Consider the following 17,814-nt stretch of genomic DNA (forward strand, 5'->3'; position numbering starts at 1 on the left):
CAAGGCGATGATAGAGCTTTCCCCGCGCCGGTCGCCGCAGGAGGTGGTCGCCCGCCTTGCCCATCATTTGTGGCCGCAGGGGGAGACCGGCGGCCTCTACATGATCGTCGACGCTGCGCGCGATCCCGGCCTCTATCCCGGCCTGCTGGCGCGGGAGGAGGAGGCCGACATGCGCTCCCTCTACCAGGGCGACACGGCGAGCGAGCTGGCGGAGGTGGCGCCCTATCTGGTCCGGCTGACCCGCGGCAGCGCCGTCGCCGACTGGCTGGTGGGGGAGGGCTGGGGACGCGGCTGGGGCATCCTGGTGCAGGCCGATGGCGACATCGACGCGGTGCGGCGCCATTTCCGCAAATTCACCATCGTCAACGGCGAGGGTGGGGCGGCCTATCTGTTCCGCTTCTATGATCCGGCGGTGCTGGGCAGCTTCCTGCCGATCAGCGACGAGGCCCAGCGCGCCGCATTGTTCGGCCCCGGCGTCCGGTTCATGATGGAGGATGCGGGCGCCGATGCGCTCGTCCTGTTCGAGTCGGTCAACGGCGACCTGCGCCGCGTCGAAATCCCGCTGCGGACCACTCCGGGCGCCGATGCGCTCCGCGTCCGCTGATCCCAAGGCCGGAGGAGACCGCCCATGCCGCCCGCCGCCCGCCTGACCGACATGCACACCTGCCCGATGACGACCGGCCCGGTCCCGCATGTCGGCGGCCCCATCGTCAGCCCCGGCGTGCCCGCGGTCCTGATCGAATTCCTGCCGGCCGCGGTGGTGACGGACATGTGCGTCTGCGTCGGCCCGCCCGACGTGATCGTGAAGGGGTCGGCGACGGTGATCGTCGGCGGACGGCCGGCGGCGCGGTTGGGCGACCAGACCGCCCATGGCGGGGTGATCGTGACCGGGGCGCCGACGGTCGTGATCGGCGGCTGACCGCCGGGGCAGAGGGATTGGCAGCGGGGTGGAGAGCGTGGAATGCTGAGGCTGAGGATCGTTTCGGACCATCGGGCGTCGCTGGGCGGCAATGCCGAGAAGACGCTGCATGGCGGCGACCTCACCGTCGGGCGCGGGGTCGAGAATGGCTGGATCCTTCCAGACCCGGACCTGCTGCTGTCGCGCCAGCACTGCGTCTTCGAGAAGACCGCGGCTGGGTACCGGGTGATCGACACCAGCACCAACGGCGTCTTCCTCAACGGCTCCGACCGGCCGCTCGGCCGCAGCGTCCCGGCGGATCTCAGGTCGGGCGACCGCATCCGCATCGGCCGCTTCATCATCGAGGCGACGGTGGAAACGCTGTCCGCCCCCAGCTTCACCGAGATTTCGGGCGCTTTCCGGCTGGGCGGGACGGATAGCGCGCCCGATCCCTTCGCCCCCGATCCCTTCGCTCCGCCGCCGGCCCCTGCCGCGGCACCGGACCAGTTCGACGAACTGTTCGCCGACCCTGCGGCCCGTTCCGTCGAACACCGGCCCTTCGAACACCAGCCGCTGCGGTCGGAGGATGCGCCTTTCGATGCCTGGACCGCCTCCAGCAGCGGTGCCGCCGCGCGCGAGCGGGCGGAGGACTGGCGGTTCGGCACCGTGGACGACCATTCCGACCCGCTGAACCAGTCGCTGTCGATCGGCGTCTCCTACCAGCCGCCGGCCGCCGCACCGCAGCCGTCGGGCGGCGGCATCCCCGACGATTGGGACGACGACCTCCTCGGCACGCCGCAGCCGGCGGCACCGGCCTTTTCGGACCCGGCCTTCCCCGCCGCGGCGAAGACGGCCCAGCCGTTGCCGGAAGATTGGAACATCGACGAGACGCTGCCCGATCCGGCGGCCGATCCGCTGCCGGCGGAGCCCGCGCCGGTCGCCCGGGCGGCCGAGCCGATTCCGCTGCCCGACGACTCCGTCATCGTTCCCCAGGCCGCGTTCCATGCCGCGCCTCATGTCGTGCCGGTTCCGCCGCCCGTGGCGGTCGCACCCGTAGCGGCTTCCGTTCCCGTCGTCGCGCCCGCCGCCGATGCGGGTGCCGCGGTCGCCGCCTTCTATGAGGGGTTCGGCGCGCCGCTGCCGGCGGATGGGCTGCCGGACCCGACTGCGATGATGCGCAGCCTGGGCGAGGCGTTGCGCGTCAGCCTTGGGGCGCTGCATGCGTCGCTGCGGGCGCGCTCCCGCTTCAAGGACGAGTTCCATCTGGAGCAGACCAGCTTCCGCCCGGCGGGGGAGAACCCGCTGAAGCGGTGCGAGACGCTGGACGAGGCGGTGTCGGTGCTGGCCAACCCGCGTCTGCGCGGCTTCCTGCCGATGGCCGACGCGGTGCGCGAGGCGGCGAGCGACGTGCAGGTCCACCACCTCGCCTATGCCGCGGCGCTGCAGACCGCGCTGAAGCAGGTGGTCGCCAAGTTCGACCCCGGCGCGCTCAGCCAGCGGCTGGAGACGCGGCTTCTCGACAGCATCGTCCCGGCGGCGCGCAAGGCGCGCTACTGGGACCAGTACGAGACGCTCTACAAGGATCTGGTGGTCGAGTTGGAAGAGGATTTCGACCGGGTGATCGGCGACGCCATCGCCCGCGAATACGACCGCTTCGTGCGTGGTGACTCCGGCGGTGCCCCAGAGGGTGGAAAGCCCGACTGATCCGCCACTGATCCGCCACTGATCCCCTGCCGCCCGATCCTTCCGCACCGCCTGCCACTTCTTGAACCGGACCGTATCCCGCCATGGCCCAGATCCCCAACGGCACCTCTGACGGCACTCCTGACGACCGTCCCGCCGACAGCCACGAGCCGACCGCCATTCTGCCGGCGGCGACCGGGATCGCAGACCGGGGGGTGGATGCCGAGGCGACGAGGCTGACCACGCCGCCGGTCGCCGCCACCGCGCTTCCCCAACCGCCGGTGACCGCATCTTCGGTCACTTCGACTTCGATAACCGCGGCGTCCGTCTCCGGTGTCGAGACTTCGGGAGGACGGGCGGCGCCGGCGCCGATCGGGCCGGGCACCCTGCTGAGCCATACCTATGAGGTGGCCGGACTGATCGCCCGCGGCGGCATGGGCGAGGTGCACCGCGCCCGCCATGTCGACATGAACACCTGGCATGCGGTGAAGGTGATCCGGCCGGAACTGGCGCAGGATGCCAAGATGGTGGAGTTGCTGCGGCGCGAGGCGGCGGCGCTGCGCGAGATCCGGCACGAGGCGGTGGTGTCCTACGACGGCGTCTTCCGCGACGAGTATGGCCGGATCCTGCTGTCGATGGAGTATCTGGACGGGCCGTCGCTGCAGGAGGTGCTGCAGGGCGGGCCGCTCGACCCGGATGACGTCGCCGTCCTGCTCGACCGCATCGCCTCGGGGCTGGCGGCGGCGCACCAGCGCGGCATCGTCCACCGCGACATGTCGACCGACAACGTCATCCTGCCCGGCCGCGCGATCGCCAACGCCAAGATCATCGATTTCGGCATCGCCAAGCAGACCGCCGGCGGGGCGGGGACCGTCATCGGCGACGCCTTCGCCGGCAAGTACGGCTATGCCTCGCCCGAGCAGTTCGGGCTGTTCGGCGGTCAGGTCGGGCCGCAGTCCGACATCTACAGCGCCGGTCTGGTGCTGGCCGCGGCGGCGCTCGGCCGTCCGCTGGACATGGGCCGCACGCCGCAGGCGATGATCGAGCGGCGCATGTCGGTGCCCGACCTGTCGGCGCTGGCCGAGCCGCTGCGCGGGGTCCTGTGCTCCATGCTGGAGCCGGACCCGCAGAACCGCGCCAAATCGATGACGGAACTGGTCGGCGCCCTGACCTGCCGCCCGGCGGAGATCACGCCTTTCGACGCCACTCCCTTCCCGGCCGCGACCCTGGCGAAGGAGGAGCCGAAGCCGGCGGTGGCCCAGACCGTGAAGGCCGGAGGGCCGGCGAAGGCCGCTCAGACGACGGACGGACAGACGAAGAAGGCTCCGGTCGGGCTGATTGCCGGTGGTGTCGGCGGTCTGGTGGCGGCCGGCGTCGCCGGTTTCCTGCTGTTTGGCCAGTCGCAGCCGCCCGCCCAAACGGCGACCCAGGCGACTGCCCAGGCGCCGGTAAAGGAGGCGTCCGCTCCTGCGGCTCCCGCCACTCAGCCCGCCACGCCGCCTGCCATGACCACGGCGCCGCTCGGCGCGCCCGCTTCTCCCACAGCTGCGGCGCCCGTGAAGGCCGAGACGCCGGCACCCGATCCGGTCAAGCCTGCGGTCGCTCAGGTTCCCGTCGCTCCGGTGCCGCCGCTGCCGGTCACCCCGGCGGTTCAGACCGTCACGCCGCCGGTACCGACCCCGACTCCCGCACCTGCCCAGGTCGTGCCGGCCGCCGTTCCTGCCGCGCCACCGACACCGCCGACGATCACGCCGGCCGAGGCGCGCAAGAGGGTGGAGACCGCGGCGGCCGGGTTCACCTGTGCCGGCGTCAGGGCGGTGGAGACGGGCAAGGGCCTGCGCATTGGCGGCTATGTCGGCAGCGACGCCGATGCCGGCGCACTGAAGGCGGCGATCACCGGACTTCCGGGCGGTGTCGACATCGACGCGCGCATCGCCGTGCGCCCCTGGCCGCTGTGCGAGGCGCTGGGTGCCGCCGGCATGCCGGCGCGGGCGGAGGCGCAGGGGGCGGATGCGCTGGGGCTGGGCTTCAACCGGCCGTCGATGGTCTACCGCCAGGGCGAGAAGCTGGAAGTCACGGTGACGCCCGCGATGTCCGGCTACCTGACCGTCGATTACATCGATATGGAAGGCAACGCGATCCACATGGTGCCGATGCGCCTGCGCCGCGACGACCGCGTCGATGCCGGCCGGCCCGTCACGCTGGGGATTGCCAAGTCGCCCAGCGACCGCGTCTACACCATTGCCCCGCCCTATGGCCCGGCGATGATCCTGGCTCTGGTCACGCGCGAACCGCTGTTCCCGGCGGAGCGTGAGGAGGTGGAGCCTGCCGGCGGCTATCTGGCGAACCTGCGCGCGGCCATCGCCAAGGCCGAGGCGAAGGGGAACGTCGTCGTCCAGTCCGCCTTCTTCACCACCGTGGCCGAGTAGACCGGCCGATGGACGGCGGCGGTCGGCGCCTTGCCGTTATCGGCGGCGCATTGGCGCTCTGTGCGCTGGCGGGCGGATTCCTCGGGGTTGGGATCGACTGGCTGGCCGGGACGCCAAAGGGGCCACCGCCGGTCGTGATCGCGGAGTCGCCGCCGCCCATTGCCATGCCGAGCGCCGTTCCGGCCGCTATCCCCACCCCGGCGCCCGCCCCGCGGCCGGCGCTCGCCGAAGTGCCATGTCCGGCGGGCCTGCCGGACGGCCCGGCGCCGCGCTGCCACAGCCTGCGGGTGCCGTCGGACTGGCAGCGGTCGGACAGCCCGCCGCTCGACCTGTTCGTGATGGTGCTGCCGGCGCTGAGCGGCGCGTCGGCAGCCGACCCTGTGGTGGTTCTGGCCGGCGGGCCGGGGCAGGGCGGCAGCGACGATCCGCGCGGCACCGCGGCGATGCTGGCGCCGATGCGCGCCAGCCGCGACATCGTACTGGTGGACCAGCGCGGCACCGGCCGGTCCGCCCCCTCCTTGCGTTGCCCGGCGCTGGATCCGCTGCGCTATTGGTTCGGCGGCGTGACGGCGGAGGATGCCGTCGTCTGCCTGGATCCGCTGCGCCGCGCCGGCTACCGTCTGGAGGATTTCGACAGCGGGCAGAGTGCGGCCGACCTGCGGGCGCTGCGCGGCGCGCTGGGGGTGGAGCGCTGGAACGTCGTCGCGACCTCCTATGGCGGGGTGTTGGCCCAGGCGCTGCTGCGTGCCGACGGGGCGGCGGTGCGCAGCCTCGTGCTGAACTCCCCGGCGGCGCCGGATGCGACATGGCTCGACCTCGACCGCTTGACCGCCATCCGGCAGGCGCATCGGCGGATGGTGGAGGATTGCGCCGCCCAGCCCGATTGCGCCCGCGCCTTCCCGCAGCTGGGACAGGCGATGGAGCGGCTGGCGGCGGCGCTGGAGCGGCGGCCGCTGGAGCTTCGCCTGCGCCATCCCGGCACCGGGCGGGAGAGCGACCTGCAGCTGTCCTGGCCGATGCTGGCGACTGTGCTGTCTCTGCGGCTGGGCAGCGCGGACGGGATGGTGGTGATGCCGGCCCTGCTCGACCGTCTCGACCGCGTTGTCGCGCGAATCGGCGGAGCGGACCGGCTGGAGGATGCGGCGGCCCTGGCGCTGGTGGTGCCGCCGGCCATCTGGGGCGTGCTGGACAACCTCGCCTATGGGCTGAACCTGACGGTGGGGTGCCGGGAGAACCGTCCGCGCATCGATGCCGCCGCCGCCCGGCGCGCCGCGGCGGATCTGCGGCCCCATGTGGTGGCCGAGGCGGTGGAGACCGATTACGACGCCGCCTGTCCTGTGCTGAACCTGCCGCCTGTCGATGGGTCCTTCTACCGGCCGGTCGAGTCAGACGTGCCGGCGCTGATCCTGACCGGCGCCTATGACACTTTCACCGTCCCGGCGCGGGCCGAGGCGATGGGGCGCAGCCTGCGCCGGGCGACGCTGATGTCCTTCCGCGGAATCGGCCATGACGTGCTGGGCGTCAGCCCCTGCGGGCGAAGCGCCGCCGCCCGCTTCGTCGAGACGCTGTCCACCGGCGATGCCGGGGCCTGCGTCGAACGGCTGCTGCCGCCAACCTTCGCCACCCGGCTGCCCGAGCGGTGAGGCCGGCCACCTCCCTTTTGCGGGCTGTTCTTGCCGTCGCGCTGCTGCTGCCTGCCGGCTGCGCCGCAATTCCTCGGGAGCGGGTGGCGGCGGTGGACGAGGCCGCCGGGGCCGCCGGTCTGCTGCCGCGACGCTTCGCGGCGGCGCCCTTCACCCTGGCGGGCTGGCTGCGCTCCGGCGGGGCGGGGCCGCTGGTGGTCTATATCGAGGGCGACGGCCATGCCTGGAACAGCCCGACCGAGCCGTCGCGCGACCCGACGCCCTTCAATCCGGTGGCGCTGTCCCTGGCGCTGACCGACCCGGCGCCGCGGCTGCTCTATCTCGGCCGGCCCTGCCAGTATGGCGGGGTGGCGACCGACGCCGCCTGCTCCACCCGCATCTGGACCTCCCACCGCTTTGCGCCGGAGGTGATCGGCGCCCTCGGTCGCGCGCTGGACGAGGCGAAGCGGGAGAGCGGGGCGGACCGGTTGGTGCTGGTCGGCTATTCCGGCGGCGGGGTGGCGGCGGCGCTGCTGGCGGCAAGACGCAACGACGTGGCTGCGCTGGTGACGGTGGTGGCGCCGCTCGACCTTGCGGCCTGGGCGGCGGCGAAGCGGCTGACGCCGCTGACGGGGTCGCTCGACCCGGCGCGGGAAACCGGACGGCTGGCCGTGGTGCCGCAATGGCACATCGCCGGTGGCAACGACCGGGTGGTGCCGCCGGACGTGGTGCGCGGCTTCGGGACCCTTGTCGGCGCTCCGGTGCGGGTGGTGCCGGGCATGCAGCATGACGGCGACTGGCCGGCGCTGTGGCCGTCACTGAGGGCCGCGTTCCCGGTGTCGCTGGGGTCGGGACAAGCCGGGTCTTAACGATTTCACCGCCGTCCCCTGCGGGCGTCCATTGCCAGACGCCGGTGCAAACACTATGATTTCAAAGGTGCAACCCGGGTGTCCGCAGGGGCGAGACCCGTACCGCTTGAGACGATCGGAAGACCCGTATGGACGCTCACGACCTTTCCCTGGACGACAACGGCACGATCCAGGCCATCGGCATCCTCGCCGACGTGCTGGACGGGGTGGAGGGGCCGGGCGGTCTCGACACGGTGCTGGTGTCCAAGGCTCTGCGTCAGGTGATCGCCACCAAGTCGCAGCCGGCCTTCGAATTCGCCTCCCGCGCCTTCAACACGCTGGACCCGTCGGTGCGCCGTCAGGTGGCGGAAAGCGCGGACGAGGCGGCGCACCATGCGGTCGAGCTGCGCGGCCGGGTCGGCGGCTTCCTGTCGACCGCCCCGAAGAAGCCGGTTCCCCAGGGTCCCGTGGTCGGCCAGCAGCCGAACTTCATCACCGCGCTGAACCTGCGCTCCCGCCGCCGGCCGAACTCGCCGTCATAAGGGGGGCCGTCATAAGGGGCGCCGTCCTAACCGCGTCAGCCGGTCTCCTGCGGCCTCATCTCCTCCGGCAGCGTGTCGAGCAGCGCGCAGTCCCAATAGGGGCGCGGGCCGAAGCGCTGGACCAGGAAATCGACGAACACCCGCACCTTCGGCGATAGGTGGCGGTTCTGCGGATAGACCGCGTTGACCGACAGTTCCGTCGGGATGTGCCGGTGCAGCACGCTGACCAGTTCGCCGCGCGTCAGCGCCTGTCCGCACAGGAAGGTCGGCGACATGATGAAGCCGACGCCGGACATCGCCGCCTCGCGCAGCAGGTCGCCGTTGTTGCTGCGGATCGGGCCCGAGATCCGGACGTTGCGCGTCTCCCCGTCCACCGTGAACTGCCAGACGTCGGGCGTCGGCACGTTGGTGTAGATCAGGCAGCTGTGCCGGGCGAGATCGTCCGGCGCTTCCGGCACCCCGTGCTTCTGCAGATAGGCCGGGCTGGCGCACAGCGCGATTCGGGCCGGAGCCAGCCGCCGGGCGATCAGCGAGCTGTCGCGCAGCCGCCCGATGCGGACCGCCAGATCGTACCCCTCATCGATCAGATCGACCGTGCGGTCGTTCAAATCCATGTCGATTTCGATGGCCGGATAGCGTTCCAGGAATTCCGCCACCGCTGGGGCCAGATGCAAGATGCCGAAGCTGACCGGCGCGTTCAGCCGCAGCCGGCCGCGCGGGGCGGCGTGCAGGTCGGCGACCGCCTGCTCCGCCTCCTCCAGGTCGGCGAGGATGCGGGTGCAGCGCTCGTAATAGGCCTGACCCACCTCGGTCAGGCTGAGCTTGCGGGTGGTGCGGTTCAGCAGCCGCGCGCCGAGCCTGTTCTCCAGCTCGCCAATGCGGCGGGAGACCACCGACTTCGACAAATTGAGCCGGTCGGCGGCGGCGGTGAAGCTCTTGGTGTCCACCACCTTGATGAAGGCGAGCATGTCGTCGAGGCGATCCATGGCATTGTTGTACACCCGGAAACAATGAGGTGCCAAGATCCGGCATTACCGGAAACGTCGCCGCGTCCTATTTCTGATGTCACCGCCGGGCCGGAACCGGTCGCGGCGACACGATCACCCAACGAAACAGGGAGTGGCGACAATGGCGAAGGTTCTGGTCCTCTATTACAGCAGCTGGGGCCATGTGTCGGAGATGGCGCAGGCGGTGGCCGAAGGCGCCCGCTCCGTCGCCGGGACCGAGGTGGCGGTGAAGCGCGTGCCCGAACTGGTGCCGGAGGCCGTCCGCCAGTCCGCCCATTACAAAGACGAGAGCGACATCCCCGTCGCCACGGTGGACGAGCTTGCCCAGTATGACGCCATCGTCATCGGCACGCCGACCCGCTACGGCAACATGGCCTCGCAGATGAAGAACTTCCTCGACCAGACCGGCGGCCTGTGGGCCAAGGGCGCGCTCGTCGGCAAGGTCGGCAGCGTCTTCACCTCCACAGCCACCCAGCATGGCGGGCAGGAAAGCACCATCCTCAGCACCCACACCGTGCTTCTGCATCTGGGGTTGGTGATCGTCGGCCTGCCTTATTCCTTCCAGGGCCAGATGGGCGTTTCGGAAGTGATGGGCAACTCGCCCTACGGCGCCAGCACCATCGCCGACGGCGACGGCTCGCGCCGCCCGAGTGCGGTCGAACTGGACGGCGCCCGCTTCCAGGGCCGCCATGTCGCCGAGATCACGGCGAAGCTGCACGGTTGATGAACCACAGACGCTGACGAAGGGGAGGGAGCCGTGGGCCTGCTGATCGACGGACAATGGCAAGACCAGTGGTACGACACCAAGAAGTCCGGCGGCGCGTTCGTCCGGACGGAGGCGCAGTTCCGCGACCGGGTGTCGGCCGACGGCTCCACCCCCTATCCGGCGGAGGCCGGGCGCTATCACCTGATGGTGTCGCTGGCCTGCCCCTGGGCGCACCGCACGCTGATCTTCCGCAAGCTGAAGCGGCTGGACGAGGTGGTCGGCGTCAGCGTGGTCGATCCGCTGATGCTGTCGGAAGGCTGGACCTTCGCGGAGCCGGAACCGGTGACCGGCGCCCGCCGCCTCTACGAGGTGTATCTGCAGGCCAAGCCCGGCTACAGCGGCCGGGTGACCGTTCCGGTCCTGTGGGACAGGAAGACCGGCAGCATCGTGAACAACGAGTCTGCGGAGATCATCCGCATGCTCAACCGCGAGTTCGACGCCTTCACCGACGTGCGCACCGACTTCTGCCCGCCGGACCTGGTGGAGGAGATCGACCGCGTCAACGCCTTCGTCTATGACGCCGTCAACAACGGCGTCTACAAGGCCGGCTTCGCGACCTCCCAGGACAAGTACGAGGCCGCTTTCGACGCGCTGTTCGCGGCGCTGGACAGCATCGACGCCGAGCTGGCGGCCCGGCGCTGGCTGGTCGGCAACCGGCTGACCGAAGCCGATTGGCGCCTGTTCACCACGCTGGTCCGCTTCGATGCGGTCTATGTCGGGCATTTCAAGTGCAACAAGCGGCGGATCGCCGACTATCCCCACCTGTCGGGTTATCTCCGCGACCTCTATCAGGTGCCGGGCGTGGCGGAGACGGTGAATTTCGACCACATCAAGCAGCATTATTACGGCAGCCACGCCACCATCAACCCCACCGGCATCGTGCCGAAGGGGCCGGAGCTGGATCTTGACGCGCGGCATGGACGGGGGGCTTTGGGACCGGATCCGCTGGCGGCGTGACGGATCGGCTCCCCGGCGGTTGTCAGATGGAAACGACAACCGCATGAGGGAGTTCGTCCGATGCGTACAATCATCCTGGCGGCCGCCGCCGTCCTGGCCCTTTCGTCACCGGCCCTGGCCCAGAGCGGCCAATCGCAGAACGGCCAGTCGCAAGGCGGGTGGGGCGGGGCGCTCGATCAGTTGAACCGGGCCGTAAACCCGAACAGCAATTCGCAGGACCGCACGACCGAGGATCGTGAGTTGAACCGCGACGGGCGCCGCTATGAAGGGTCTTCCGGCAATTCGTCGGGCAACCGCCGCGCCGGTGCCTATGGCGACTATTCCGACCGCGACCTGCGCAACCAGTATGACCGGCTCGGCGAGGAGCAGCGTCAGATCCGTCAGAACCGCCGCGCCATAGAGGACGAGATGGAGCGCCGCGGCATCAACCGGTAGGGAAAGCCGTCAGGGCTTGTGGCAGCGGGCCATGTCTTCCGGGTTGCCCATCGCCTCGCATTGGAAGCCGTTGGAGAATTTGAAGCGCAGCGGGCCGGTCTTGCGGACGCTGACCACCGGCTTCTTGCCGGTGTCCTGGAATTCCACCCAGGCGGAGCTGTCGAAGCGCGTCTGCAGCCCGTTGCTGAGCCGCACCCGCCCCTGATTGTCCTTGATCACCTGGATGCCGGTGCTGAACAGCAGGTTCGGCCCGTCCTGCTTCGCCGACAGGCCGTTGGTGCAGTTGACGCCCTCCGGCTTCACGGCCACGCACTCGAAGGAGCTGGGCTGGCTGGCGGTGAGGACCATCGCATAGACGGCGACTTCCAGAACGTTGAGCGGCATGGGCATGCACCGGTCGAGTGGTGGCGGTTGAGTGGCGGCGGGTTTGAAACACCATGGGACCGCGGCGGGACACCGTCCGCGGTCCTTCCGTCTTACGGACCATGTGGTTACGAAAGAGATAATGTCGCGCCTGCGGTCGATTCTTGCGCGCACGGCCGCCTTACGCCGCGCACGGCCGGCGTGGCCATGACCGGTGCGGCGGCCCGGCAACTGGACTTGCGTGCCCCGGACCGGTAGAAGCGGTCCCATCGGCCATGGCTTCGGCCATTTGCTTCAGCCAGAGGGGGCGGGCGCAATCCCATGACGTTCCAACAGCGTTTGATCCTGCTGGTCACCGGTCTGGTGCTGCTGGCGGTGGTGGTGGTCACCACGACGATGGCATTCACCACGCGCGCGGCCCTGACCGAGCGGATCGAGGCGGAGGCGCGGCTGACCGCCGGCCTGCTCGCCCGTGGCGCCGCCCAGGCCGGCGACCTCCCGCGGGAGGTCGATGCCATGCTGTCCGAACGGCTGCTGTCGGAAGCGACGCTGACCGCCCATCTGGTGGCGCTGGCGGAAACGGCGAAGCTGCCGCCCAAGGCCATCAACGACCGGCTGAAGCAGATCGCCGAGTCGGGCGGCCCGGACGAGATGTGGATCACCGACAACCGCGGCCGAGCCTATCTGCACAATGTGCCCGGTCCCGATCCGGTCTTCGGCCAGGATGCCAAGGGCGGGCCGCGCCACGGCGCCTACAGCGGCCTGCTGAACCGCTCGCCCGCGTCGCTGGCGTCGGAACCGGCGATGGAGAGCGGGCGGCTGATGAAGTTCGCCGGTGTGGCCGGCGTCGACAAGCCGCGCATCGTCCAGGTCGGTGCCGACATGCGGCGCCTGGGCGACCTGCTGCGCAAATCGGGCGCCGAGGGAGCGATCGACGGCCTGATCGCCACCCGCGCGGTGGAGGCGGCCTGGCTGCTCGACCGCGACGGCCGGGTGCTGGCGCGCGGCGCCGTGCTGGCCAACGGGGCGGGCGGTCCGCTGTCCGATGCCGACACCGCCGCGGCCAAGGCGGCGGCGACCGCCGGCGACGTGACCGTCCGCGTGTCGGGCGACGGGCTGCTGGCGCTGGCGCCCATCCGCTATGCGGCTGCCAACGCTGGGGCCAATGCCGCCGCGGCCGGCCTGCCGGCGGTTGCGGCCGTGCGGGTTCCCTACTCCGAACCGGGGGCGATGCTGGGCCGGCAGCTGAAGATCGGCGGGCTGGTCGGCGTCTTCGTGCTGGCGCTGGGCGTCTATCTCAGCATCCGCTTCGCCCGCGACCAGATGGCGCCGGTGGAACGGCTGAGCGAGGCGGTCAAGGCGGTGGAGGCCGGACGCTTCAACCCCCTCAGCCTGAACGAGGCGGCGGACCGCGACGACGAATTCGGCCGGCTGTCGCGCGTCTTCCGCCGCATGGCGATGGAAGCGACGGCGCGCGAGGAGACCCTGGACGCCCAGCTGGTCATGCGCGGGGCGGAGCTGGAGACCAAGAGCGAGAAGCTGGCCGCCGCCGAACAGCTGATCGAGGAGGAGCAGCGCGCCGCCCGCGACGTGCAGGCCAACCTGCTGCCGCGCCAACTGCCGGTCGGCCGCGACAGCCAGTTCTTCGGCACGCTGGTGCCGGGCCACGCCGTCAGCGGCGATTTCTACGACGTGGTCGAGTTGGACGAGCGTCACAGCCTGCTGGTCGCCGCCGGGGTATCGGGCGGCGGCGTGCCGGCGGCCTTCCTGATGCTGATGGTGCGCGCCGCCATCCGGGAGACCGCCCGCCCCGGCGTCGGCCCCGCCGCGATTCTGACCGGCGCCAACGAGCGGCTGTGCGGCGAGAGCCCCTTCAACGGCTTCGCTACCGCCTTCGTCGCCATCTACGACCGGATGGCCGGTACGCTGGTCCATGCCGCCGCCGGGCACCGCGGCGCCTGCCGCATCACCGCCGAGGGCGGGGTGGAGTTCCTGTCCGCCGCCGGCGGCCCGGCGCTGGGCATTCGCCGCGGGGCTCCCTACACCGAGGCGACGGTGGTGCTGAACCAGGACGAAACGCTGTTCCTATGCACCGACGGCGTGCTGCAGTCCGTCGACGGTCAGCGCGAACCCTTCGGCGAGGATCGCCTTGCCGCCGCCTTGGCCCACAGCCGCGGCATGTCGGCCCGCGACCGTGCCGAGTTCGTGCTGCGCAGCGTCCAGGCCCATGCCGCGGAGGGTGCGGTCGCCGGGGATCTGGTGTGCCTGGCGGTGCGTCGGCTGCTGCCGGTGACGGAGGCGGTTGAGGCGGTTTGAGGGGGGAGTGCTGCGGCGATTGCCCCCACCTAACCTCCCCCGCTGGGCGGGGGAGGGACTGCCGCTGCATTTCCGAACAAGCGCTTATCCCCTCCCCCGCCCAGCGGGGGAGGGTTGGGGTGGGGGCATTCGCAAGCCGACACCTCCCAAGCCCCCCTACCTCTTCCTCCGCGCCCCCTCCCGCGCCCGCGCCGCCGTCTCCCGCTCCAGCCTTTCACGCAGGAAGGCGAGCACGGCGGCCTCCTCTCCAGTCAAGCCGGCCAGCTCGTCGCGCAGTTCCGCCTCAACCTCGCGCTTCAGCGACTCCAGCAGGTCGCCTTCCAGATAGGCGTCCAGGATCTCGGGATGGACGTAGCTCTTGCGGCAGACGCTGGGGGTGTTGCCCAGGCGGGTGGCGACCTGTTCGATGGCGCGGGTGACGTTTCGCTTGGCGCCGGTCGCGCTGTCGAACGCCTCGAACTCGCTGAGCGCCATCGCCGCCAGCACGGTGCCGGCCCAGGTGCGGAAATCCTTGGCGGTGAAATCGGCGCCGGTGGCCTCGCGCAGGTAGGCGTTGACGTCGCCCGACGTCACGGCATGGCGCTGGCCGTCCGAATCCAGATACTGGAACAGCTCGTCGCCGGCCACGTCGCGGCAGGCGGCGACGACGCGGGCAAGCCGGCGGTCGCGCAGCGCGACGTTCCATTCCTTGCCCGACTTGCCCTTGAAGGAGAAGCGGACCTCCGACCCCTCGATTTCCGTGTGGCCGTCACGCAACGTGGTCAGGCCGTAGCTCTGGTTCTCTCGGGCATAGGTTTCGTTGCCGACGCGGATCAGCGTGGTCTCCAGCAGCCTGACCACGGCGGCCAGCACCTTCTCCCGCGACAGGCCGCGCCGGCCGAGATCGGCGGACACCCGCTCGCGCAGGGCCGGCAATGCGCGGCAGAAATCCAGCATGCGGCCGAACTTGGTGCCCTCGCGCAGTTCGGTCCAGCGGCGGTGGTAGCGGTACTGCTTGCGCCCCTTGGCGTCGCGGCCGGTGGCCTGCAGGTGGCCGTCGGGATCGGGGCAGATCCAGACGTCGCGGTAGGCGGGCGGGATCGCCAGTTTGCGGATGCGTGCCAACGTGTCCTCCTCCGTCACCTGGGTGCCGTCGGGCCAGAGGAAGCGGAAGCCCTTGCCGTAGCGACGCCGACGGATGCCGGGGGTGTCGTCGGAACTGTAGGTCAGCCCGGCGCAGGCGGCTTCCTGTTCGGGCGAAGGGGTGTCCATATCGGACGGAGGGATGGTGCTGTCCATACGGCCATCAACGGCCGGAACGGGCGTTGGTTGCCGCTACCTCCTTCGGAGAGGGTTTCTTCGCAGTTGCAAAAACTCTATCCTCGCACCGCCAGATCCAAAAACGGAGCCGCGAGCATGGACAGCAAGCCGGACGAGACGACTCTGACCGCCCATCTGCCGAACCTGGAGATCCAGATCCGCCACCGCGAGGCGGGGGAGGATGGGGCGGAGGTGATCGCCATCCAGTTCCGCGCCACCCCGTCCTTCGATGCCGTCGCCGGCCTGCTCGCGCCTGCGCTGATGAACCCGCTGCTACTGGCCGGTCCCGTCGGCGGAAAGCCGGGCGCCCACCAGCTTGGCGCCAACCCGATGGCGTCCGCCGCCGGCATGGCCGAGATGTGGATGGCGCCGATGCGGCTGTGGGGCGAGATGGTGCGGCAGGCCTGGGCGCCCTGGGTTCAGTTGGCTCAGCGCCGCTAGATCACGGCCACTTCACCTCGGGCGGCAGGCTCATCAGGATCGCTTCGGTGTTGCCGCCGGTCTTCAGGCCGAAGGTGGTGCCGCGGTCGTAGAGCAGGTTGAACTCCACATAGCGGCCGCGGCGGATCAGCTGGTGCTCGCGCTGCTCCGCCGTCCAGGGCCGGTTCATGTGCCGGCGCACCAGGGCGGTGTAGCTGTCGAGGAAGGCGGTGCCGACGTCGCGGGTGAAGGCGAAGTCCGCCTCCCAGTCGCCCGAGTCGAGGTTATCGAAGAAGATGCCGCCGACTCCGCGCGCCTCGCCGCGATGCGGCAGGAAGAAATAGCGGTCGCACCACTCCTTGTAGCGCGGATAATAGTCCGGGTCGTGGCGGTCGCAGGCGGCGCGCAGGCCGGCATGGAAGTCGGCGGTGTCCTGGTCGTCGGGGATCATCGGCGTCAGGTCGGCCCCGCCGCCGAACCAACCCTGGGTGGTCACGATGTGGCGCGTGTTCATGTGCGTGGCCGGCACCAGGGGCGAGCGCATGTGCGCCACCAGGCTGATGCCCGCAGCCCAGAACTCGCCGGTCTCGGCCGCACCGGGGATGTTGGCGCGGAATTCCGGGCTGAAAATGCCGTGCACGGTCGAGATGTTGACCCCGACCTTCTCGAACACCCGGCCCTTCATCACCGACATGGTGCCGCCGCCGCCCTCGCCGCCGCCATGGTCGGGGCGGGACCAGCTCTTGCGCTCGAACCGGCCGGGGGGCAGGTCGGCATGGGTGCCGGTCAGCTCGTCCTCCAGCGCCTCGAAGGCGGCGCATATGCGGTCGCGCAGCTCCCGGAACCAGGATGCGGCGCGCACCTTGCGGTCTTCGATGAGGCTGGAGTCGGCGGTCATGGCGTTTCCTGTCCGGCGGTCTGCCGCGTCTCTTGTGCGGCGGTCTGCCGCAGGGCTTCACCCAACACCATCGCCGCGCTGACCGCAACGTTCAAGGAGCGGGCGGGCGGAACCATCGGGATCACCAGACGGGCGTCGGCGGCGTCATGCACCTCGTCGGGCACCCCGGCGCTCTCGCGGCCGACCAGGATACGGTCGCCGGGGGCGAAGCGGAAGCCGGTGTAGGGGATCGCCGCCCGCGTGGTCAGCAGCACCAGCCGCCCGGTCTGCGGCGCCGCGCGGTAGGCGGCCCAGGAGCTGTGCCGGATCCAGTCGAGATGGTCCAGATAATCCATCCCGGCGCGGCGCAGCCGGCGGTCGTCCAGCACGAATCCGCATGGCTCGATCAGGTCGAGCGCCACCCCCAGCCCGGCTGCGAGTCGCATCAGGGTGCCGGCATTCTGTGGAATGTCGGGTTCGAACAGCACAAGGCGCAACGCGGGCCTTGCCTCGAAGTGTTTGTTTTGCATACAAATAGTCCAGCCCCGACACACGCGACAAATTGTCTCCCGGCCAAGGACTTTTCAAGATGTCGACGCGACGGTATACCGCAGCGCAGAAGCTGGAGATACCCACTCCGGACCGATGCGGCATGCCTGAGGGTTTTTCCTTCGGCGGGCGGGCTTGCCGTGTCATGCATAAAAATGGTCCATCGGTCGTCCGGCGCGGGCAAAGGGCGTCGGGCATGCCTTGAGGAGAAACAGGCTTATGGCTCAGACCACGCATCCGCCCGGGACGGGTGGCCACGCGGCCTCCAGCGGCGAGGGGGGTTCCCGCCGCGATTTTCTGTATCTTGCCACCGGTGCGGTCGGCGTCGTCGGGGCGGCCTCGGCGGCTTGGCCCTTCATCGACAGCCTGAATCCGGCGGCCGACACCCTGGCGCTTGCCTCCATCGACGTTGATCTGGCTCCGGTCGCCGCGGGGCAGGCGATCACGGTCACCTGGCGCGGAAAGCCTGTCTTTGTCCGCCACCGCACTGCCGAGGAGATCGAGGCTGCCAAGCAGGTCAACCTGGGCGACCTGCGCGATCCCGCCGCCGACGATGCCCGCGTGCAGAAGCCGGAATGGCTGATCGTCATCGGCATCTGCACGCATCTGGGCTGCGTTCCGCTGGGCCAGAAGGTCACCGATCCGCGCGGCGAGTATGGCGGGTGGTTCTGCCCCTGCCACGGCTCGCACTACGACACCGCTGGGCGCATCCGCAAGGGCCCGGCCCCCGCAAACCTTGTCCTTCCGACGTACGCCTTCACGGGCGATACCAAGATCCGGCTCGGTTAAGCGGCGCAACGGTT

18 protein-coding genes are annotated in these 17,814 nt (G+C 70.4%); 13 read left to right on the forward strand and 5 right to left on the reverse strand.

Going from position 1 to position 17,814, the window contains the following annotated elements; genetic code table 11:
- Positions 1-7: 7 nt before the first annotated feature.
- The 7 genes from J2Y49_RS25085 to J2Y49_RS25115 all read left to right on the forward strand — a co-directional run bounded on the left by J2Y49_RS25085 (position 8) and on the right by J2Y49_RS25115 (position 8,022).
- Positions 8-604 carry a DUF4123 domain-containing protein gene (locus J2Y49_RS25085; RefSeq protein ID WP_310117837.1) on the forward strand — a complete coding sequence of 199 codons (597 nt, stop codon included), beginning with the start codon at positions 8-10 and terminating at the stop codon, positions 602-604.
- 24 nt (positions 605-628) lie between these two features.
- Positions 629-919, forward strand: a complete 291-nt coding sequence (locus J2Y49_RS25090) for a PAAR domain-containing protein (protein ID WP_149226775.1) — start codon at positions 629-631, stop codon at positions 917-919.
- A gap of 42 nt (positions 920-961) precedes the next feature.
- Positions 962-2,602, forward strand: coding sequence for a type VI secretion system-associated FHA domain protein TagH (gene tagH, locus J2Y49_RS25095; protein ID WP_310117839.1), 1,641 nt, complete (start codon positions 962-964; stop codon positions 2,600-2,602).
- 83 nt (positions 2,603-2,685) lie between these two features.
- The gene (locus J2Y49_RS25100) at positions 2,686-5,010 is read left to right on the forward strand and encodes a serine/threonine-protein kinase (protein WP_310117841.1); all 2,325 of its coding nucleotides are present in this window, start codon (positions 2,686-2,688) and stop codon (positions 5,008-5,010) included.
- Between the two features lie 8 nt (positions 5,011-5,018).
- The gene (locus J2Y49_RS25105; protein ID WP_310117843.1) at positions 5,019-6,653 is read left to right on the forward strand and encodes an alpha/beta fold hydrolase; all 1,635 of its coding nucleotides are present in this window, start codon (positions 5,019-5,021) and stop codon (positions 6,651-6,653) included.
- A 17-nt stretch (positions 6,654-6,670) separates the two neighbouring features.
- Entirely contained in the window at positions 6,671-7,501 is an 831-nt protein-coding gene (locus tag J2Y49_RS25110; RefSeq protein WP_310117845.1) for an alpha/beta hydrolase, read from the forward strand.
- A gap of 128 nt (positions 7,502-7,629) precedes the next feature.
- The gene (locus tag J2Y49_RS25115) at positions 7,630-8,022 is read left to right on the forward strand and encodes a hypothetical protein (RefSeq protein WP_108549148.1); all 393 of its coding nucleotides are present in this window, start codon (positions 7,630-7,632) and stop codon (positions 8,020-8,022) included.
- Positions 8,023-8,057: 35 nt separating this feature from the next.
- Here J2Y49_RS25115 and J2Y49_RS25120 read toward each other — a convergent pair whose 3' ends face one another.
- Entirely contained in the window at positions 8,058-9,008 is a 951-nt protein-coding gene (locus J2Y49_RS25120; RefSeq protein ID WP_310117847.1) for a LysR family transcriptional regulator, read from the reverse strand.
- Positions 9,009-9,150: 142 nt separating this feature from the next.
- On the opposite strand from J2Y49_RS25120, the gene wrbA reads away from it, so the two are divergent.
- From wrbA to J2Y49_RS25135, 3 genes are read left to right on the forward strand one after another with little or no spacing between them, the layout of a single operon-like run.
- Entirely contained in the window at positions 9,151-9,753 is a 603-nt protein-coding gene (wrbA, locus tag J2Y49_RS25125; RefSeq protein ID WP_310117849.1) for an NAD(P)H:quinone oxidoreductase, read from the forward strand.
- Positions 9,754-9,786: 33 nt separating this feature from the next.
- Entirely contained in the window at positions 9,787-10,752 is a 966-nt protein-coding gene (locus J2Y49_RS25130) for a glutathione S-transferase family protein (protein WP_310117850.1), read from the forward strand.
- Between the two features lie 60 nt (positions 10,753-10,812).
- The gene (locus J2Y49_RS25135; protein WP_310117852.1) at positions 10,813-11,187 is read left to right on the forward strand and encodes a hypothetical protein; all 375 of its coding nucleotides are present in this window, start codon (positions 10,813-10,815) and stop codon (positions 11,185-11,187) included.
- Positions 11,188-11,196: 9 nt separating this feature from the next.
- Here J2Y49_RS25135 and J2Y49_RS25140 read toward each other — a convergent pair whose 3' ends face one another.
- Positions 11,197-11,571 carry a hypothetical protein gene (locus J2Y49_RS25140; RefSeq protein WP_149226757.1) on the reverse strand — a complete coding sequence of 125 codons (375 nt, stop codon included), beginning with the start codon at positions 11,569-11,571 and terminating at the stop codon, positions 11,197-11,199.
- Between the two features lie 300 nt (positions 11,572-11,871).
- Between J2Y49_RS25140 and J2Y49_RS25145 the strand changes: the two genes are divergently transcribed.
- Positions 11,872-13,866 carry a SpoIIE family protein phosphatase gene (locus J2Y49_RS25145; protein ID WP_310117854.1) on the forward strand — a complete coding sequence of 665 codons (1,995 nt, stop codon included), beginning with the start codon at positions 11,872-11,874 and terminating at the stop codon, positions 13,864-13,866.
- Positions 13,867-14,022: 156 nt separating this feature from the next.
- Here the strand turns inward: J2Y49_RS25145 and J2Y49_RS25150 are convergent, their stop codons facing one another.
- A complete protein-coding gene (locus tag J2Y49_RS25150) occupies positions 14,023-15,144 on the reverse strand; it encodes a DNA topoisomerase IB (RefSeq protein WP_310117855.1) in 1,122 nt (373 codons plus the stop codon).
- Positions 15,145-15,261: 117 nt separating this feature from the next.
- Between J2Y49_RS25150 and J2Y49_RS25155 the strand changes: the two genes are divergently transcribed.
- The gene (locus J2Y49_RS25155; protein ID WP_310117856.1) at positions 15,262-15,606 is read left to right on the forward strand and encodes a hypothetical protein; all 345 of its coding nucleotides are present in this window, start codon (positions 15,262-15,264) and stop codon (positions 15,604-15,606) included.
- Between the two features lies 1 nt (position 15,607).
- Here J2Y49_RS25155 and hemF read toward each other — a convergent pair whose 3' ends face one another.
- Together hemF and J2Y49_RS25165 are read right to left on the reverse strand one after the other, a co-directional pair.
- On the reverse strand, positions 15,608-16,483 hold the full coding sequence (gene hemF, locus J2Y49_RS25160) for an oxygen-dependent coproporphyrinogen oxidase (protein ID WP_310117857.1): 876 nt from the start codon (positions 16,481-16,483) through the stop codon (positions 15,608-15,610).
- Entirely contained in the window at positions 16,480-16,959 is a 480-nt protein-coding gene (locus J2Y49_RS25165) for a tRNA (cytidine(34)-2'-O)-methyltransferase (protein ID WP_310118003.1), read from the reverse strand. The genes hemF and J2Y49_RS25165 overlap by 4 nt, the downstream gene beginning before the upstream one ends.
- Before the next feature lie 271 nt (positions 16,960-17,230).
- On the opposite strand from J2Y49_RS25165, the gene petA reads away from it, so the two are divergent.
- The gene (gene petA, locus J2Y49_RS25170; RefSeq protein ID WP_149226747.1) at positions 17,231-17,800 is read left to right on the forward strand and encodes a ubiquinol-cytochrome c reductase iron-sulfur subunit; all 570 of its coding nucleotides are present in this window, start codon (positions 17,231-17,233) and stop codon (positions 17,798-17,800) included.
- Positions 17,801-17,814: the final 14 nt, after the last annotated feature.

The sequence above is a fragment of the Azospirillum sp. BE72 genome, from assembly GCF_031455875.1.
Lineage (GTDB): Bacteria > Pseudomonadota > Alphaproteobacteria > Azospirillales > Azospirillaceae > Azospirillum.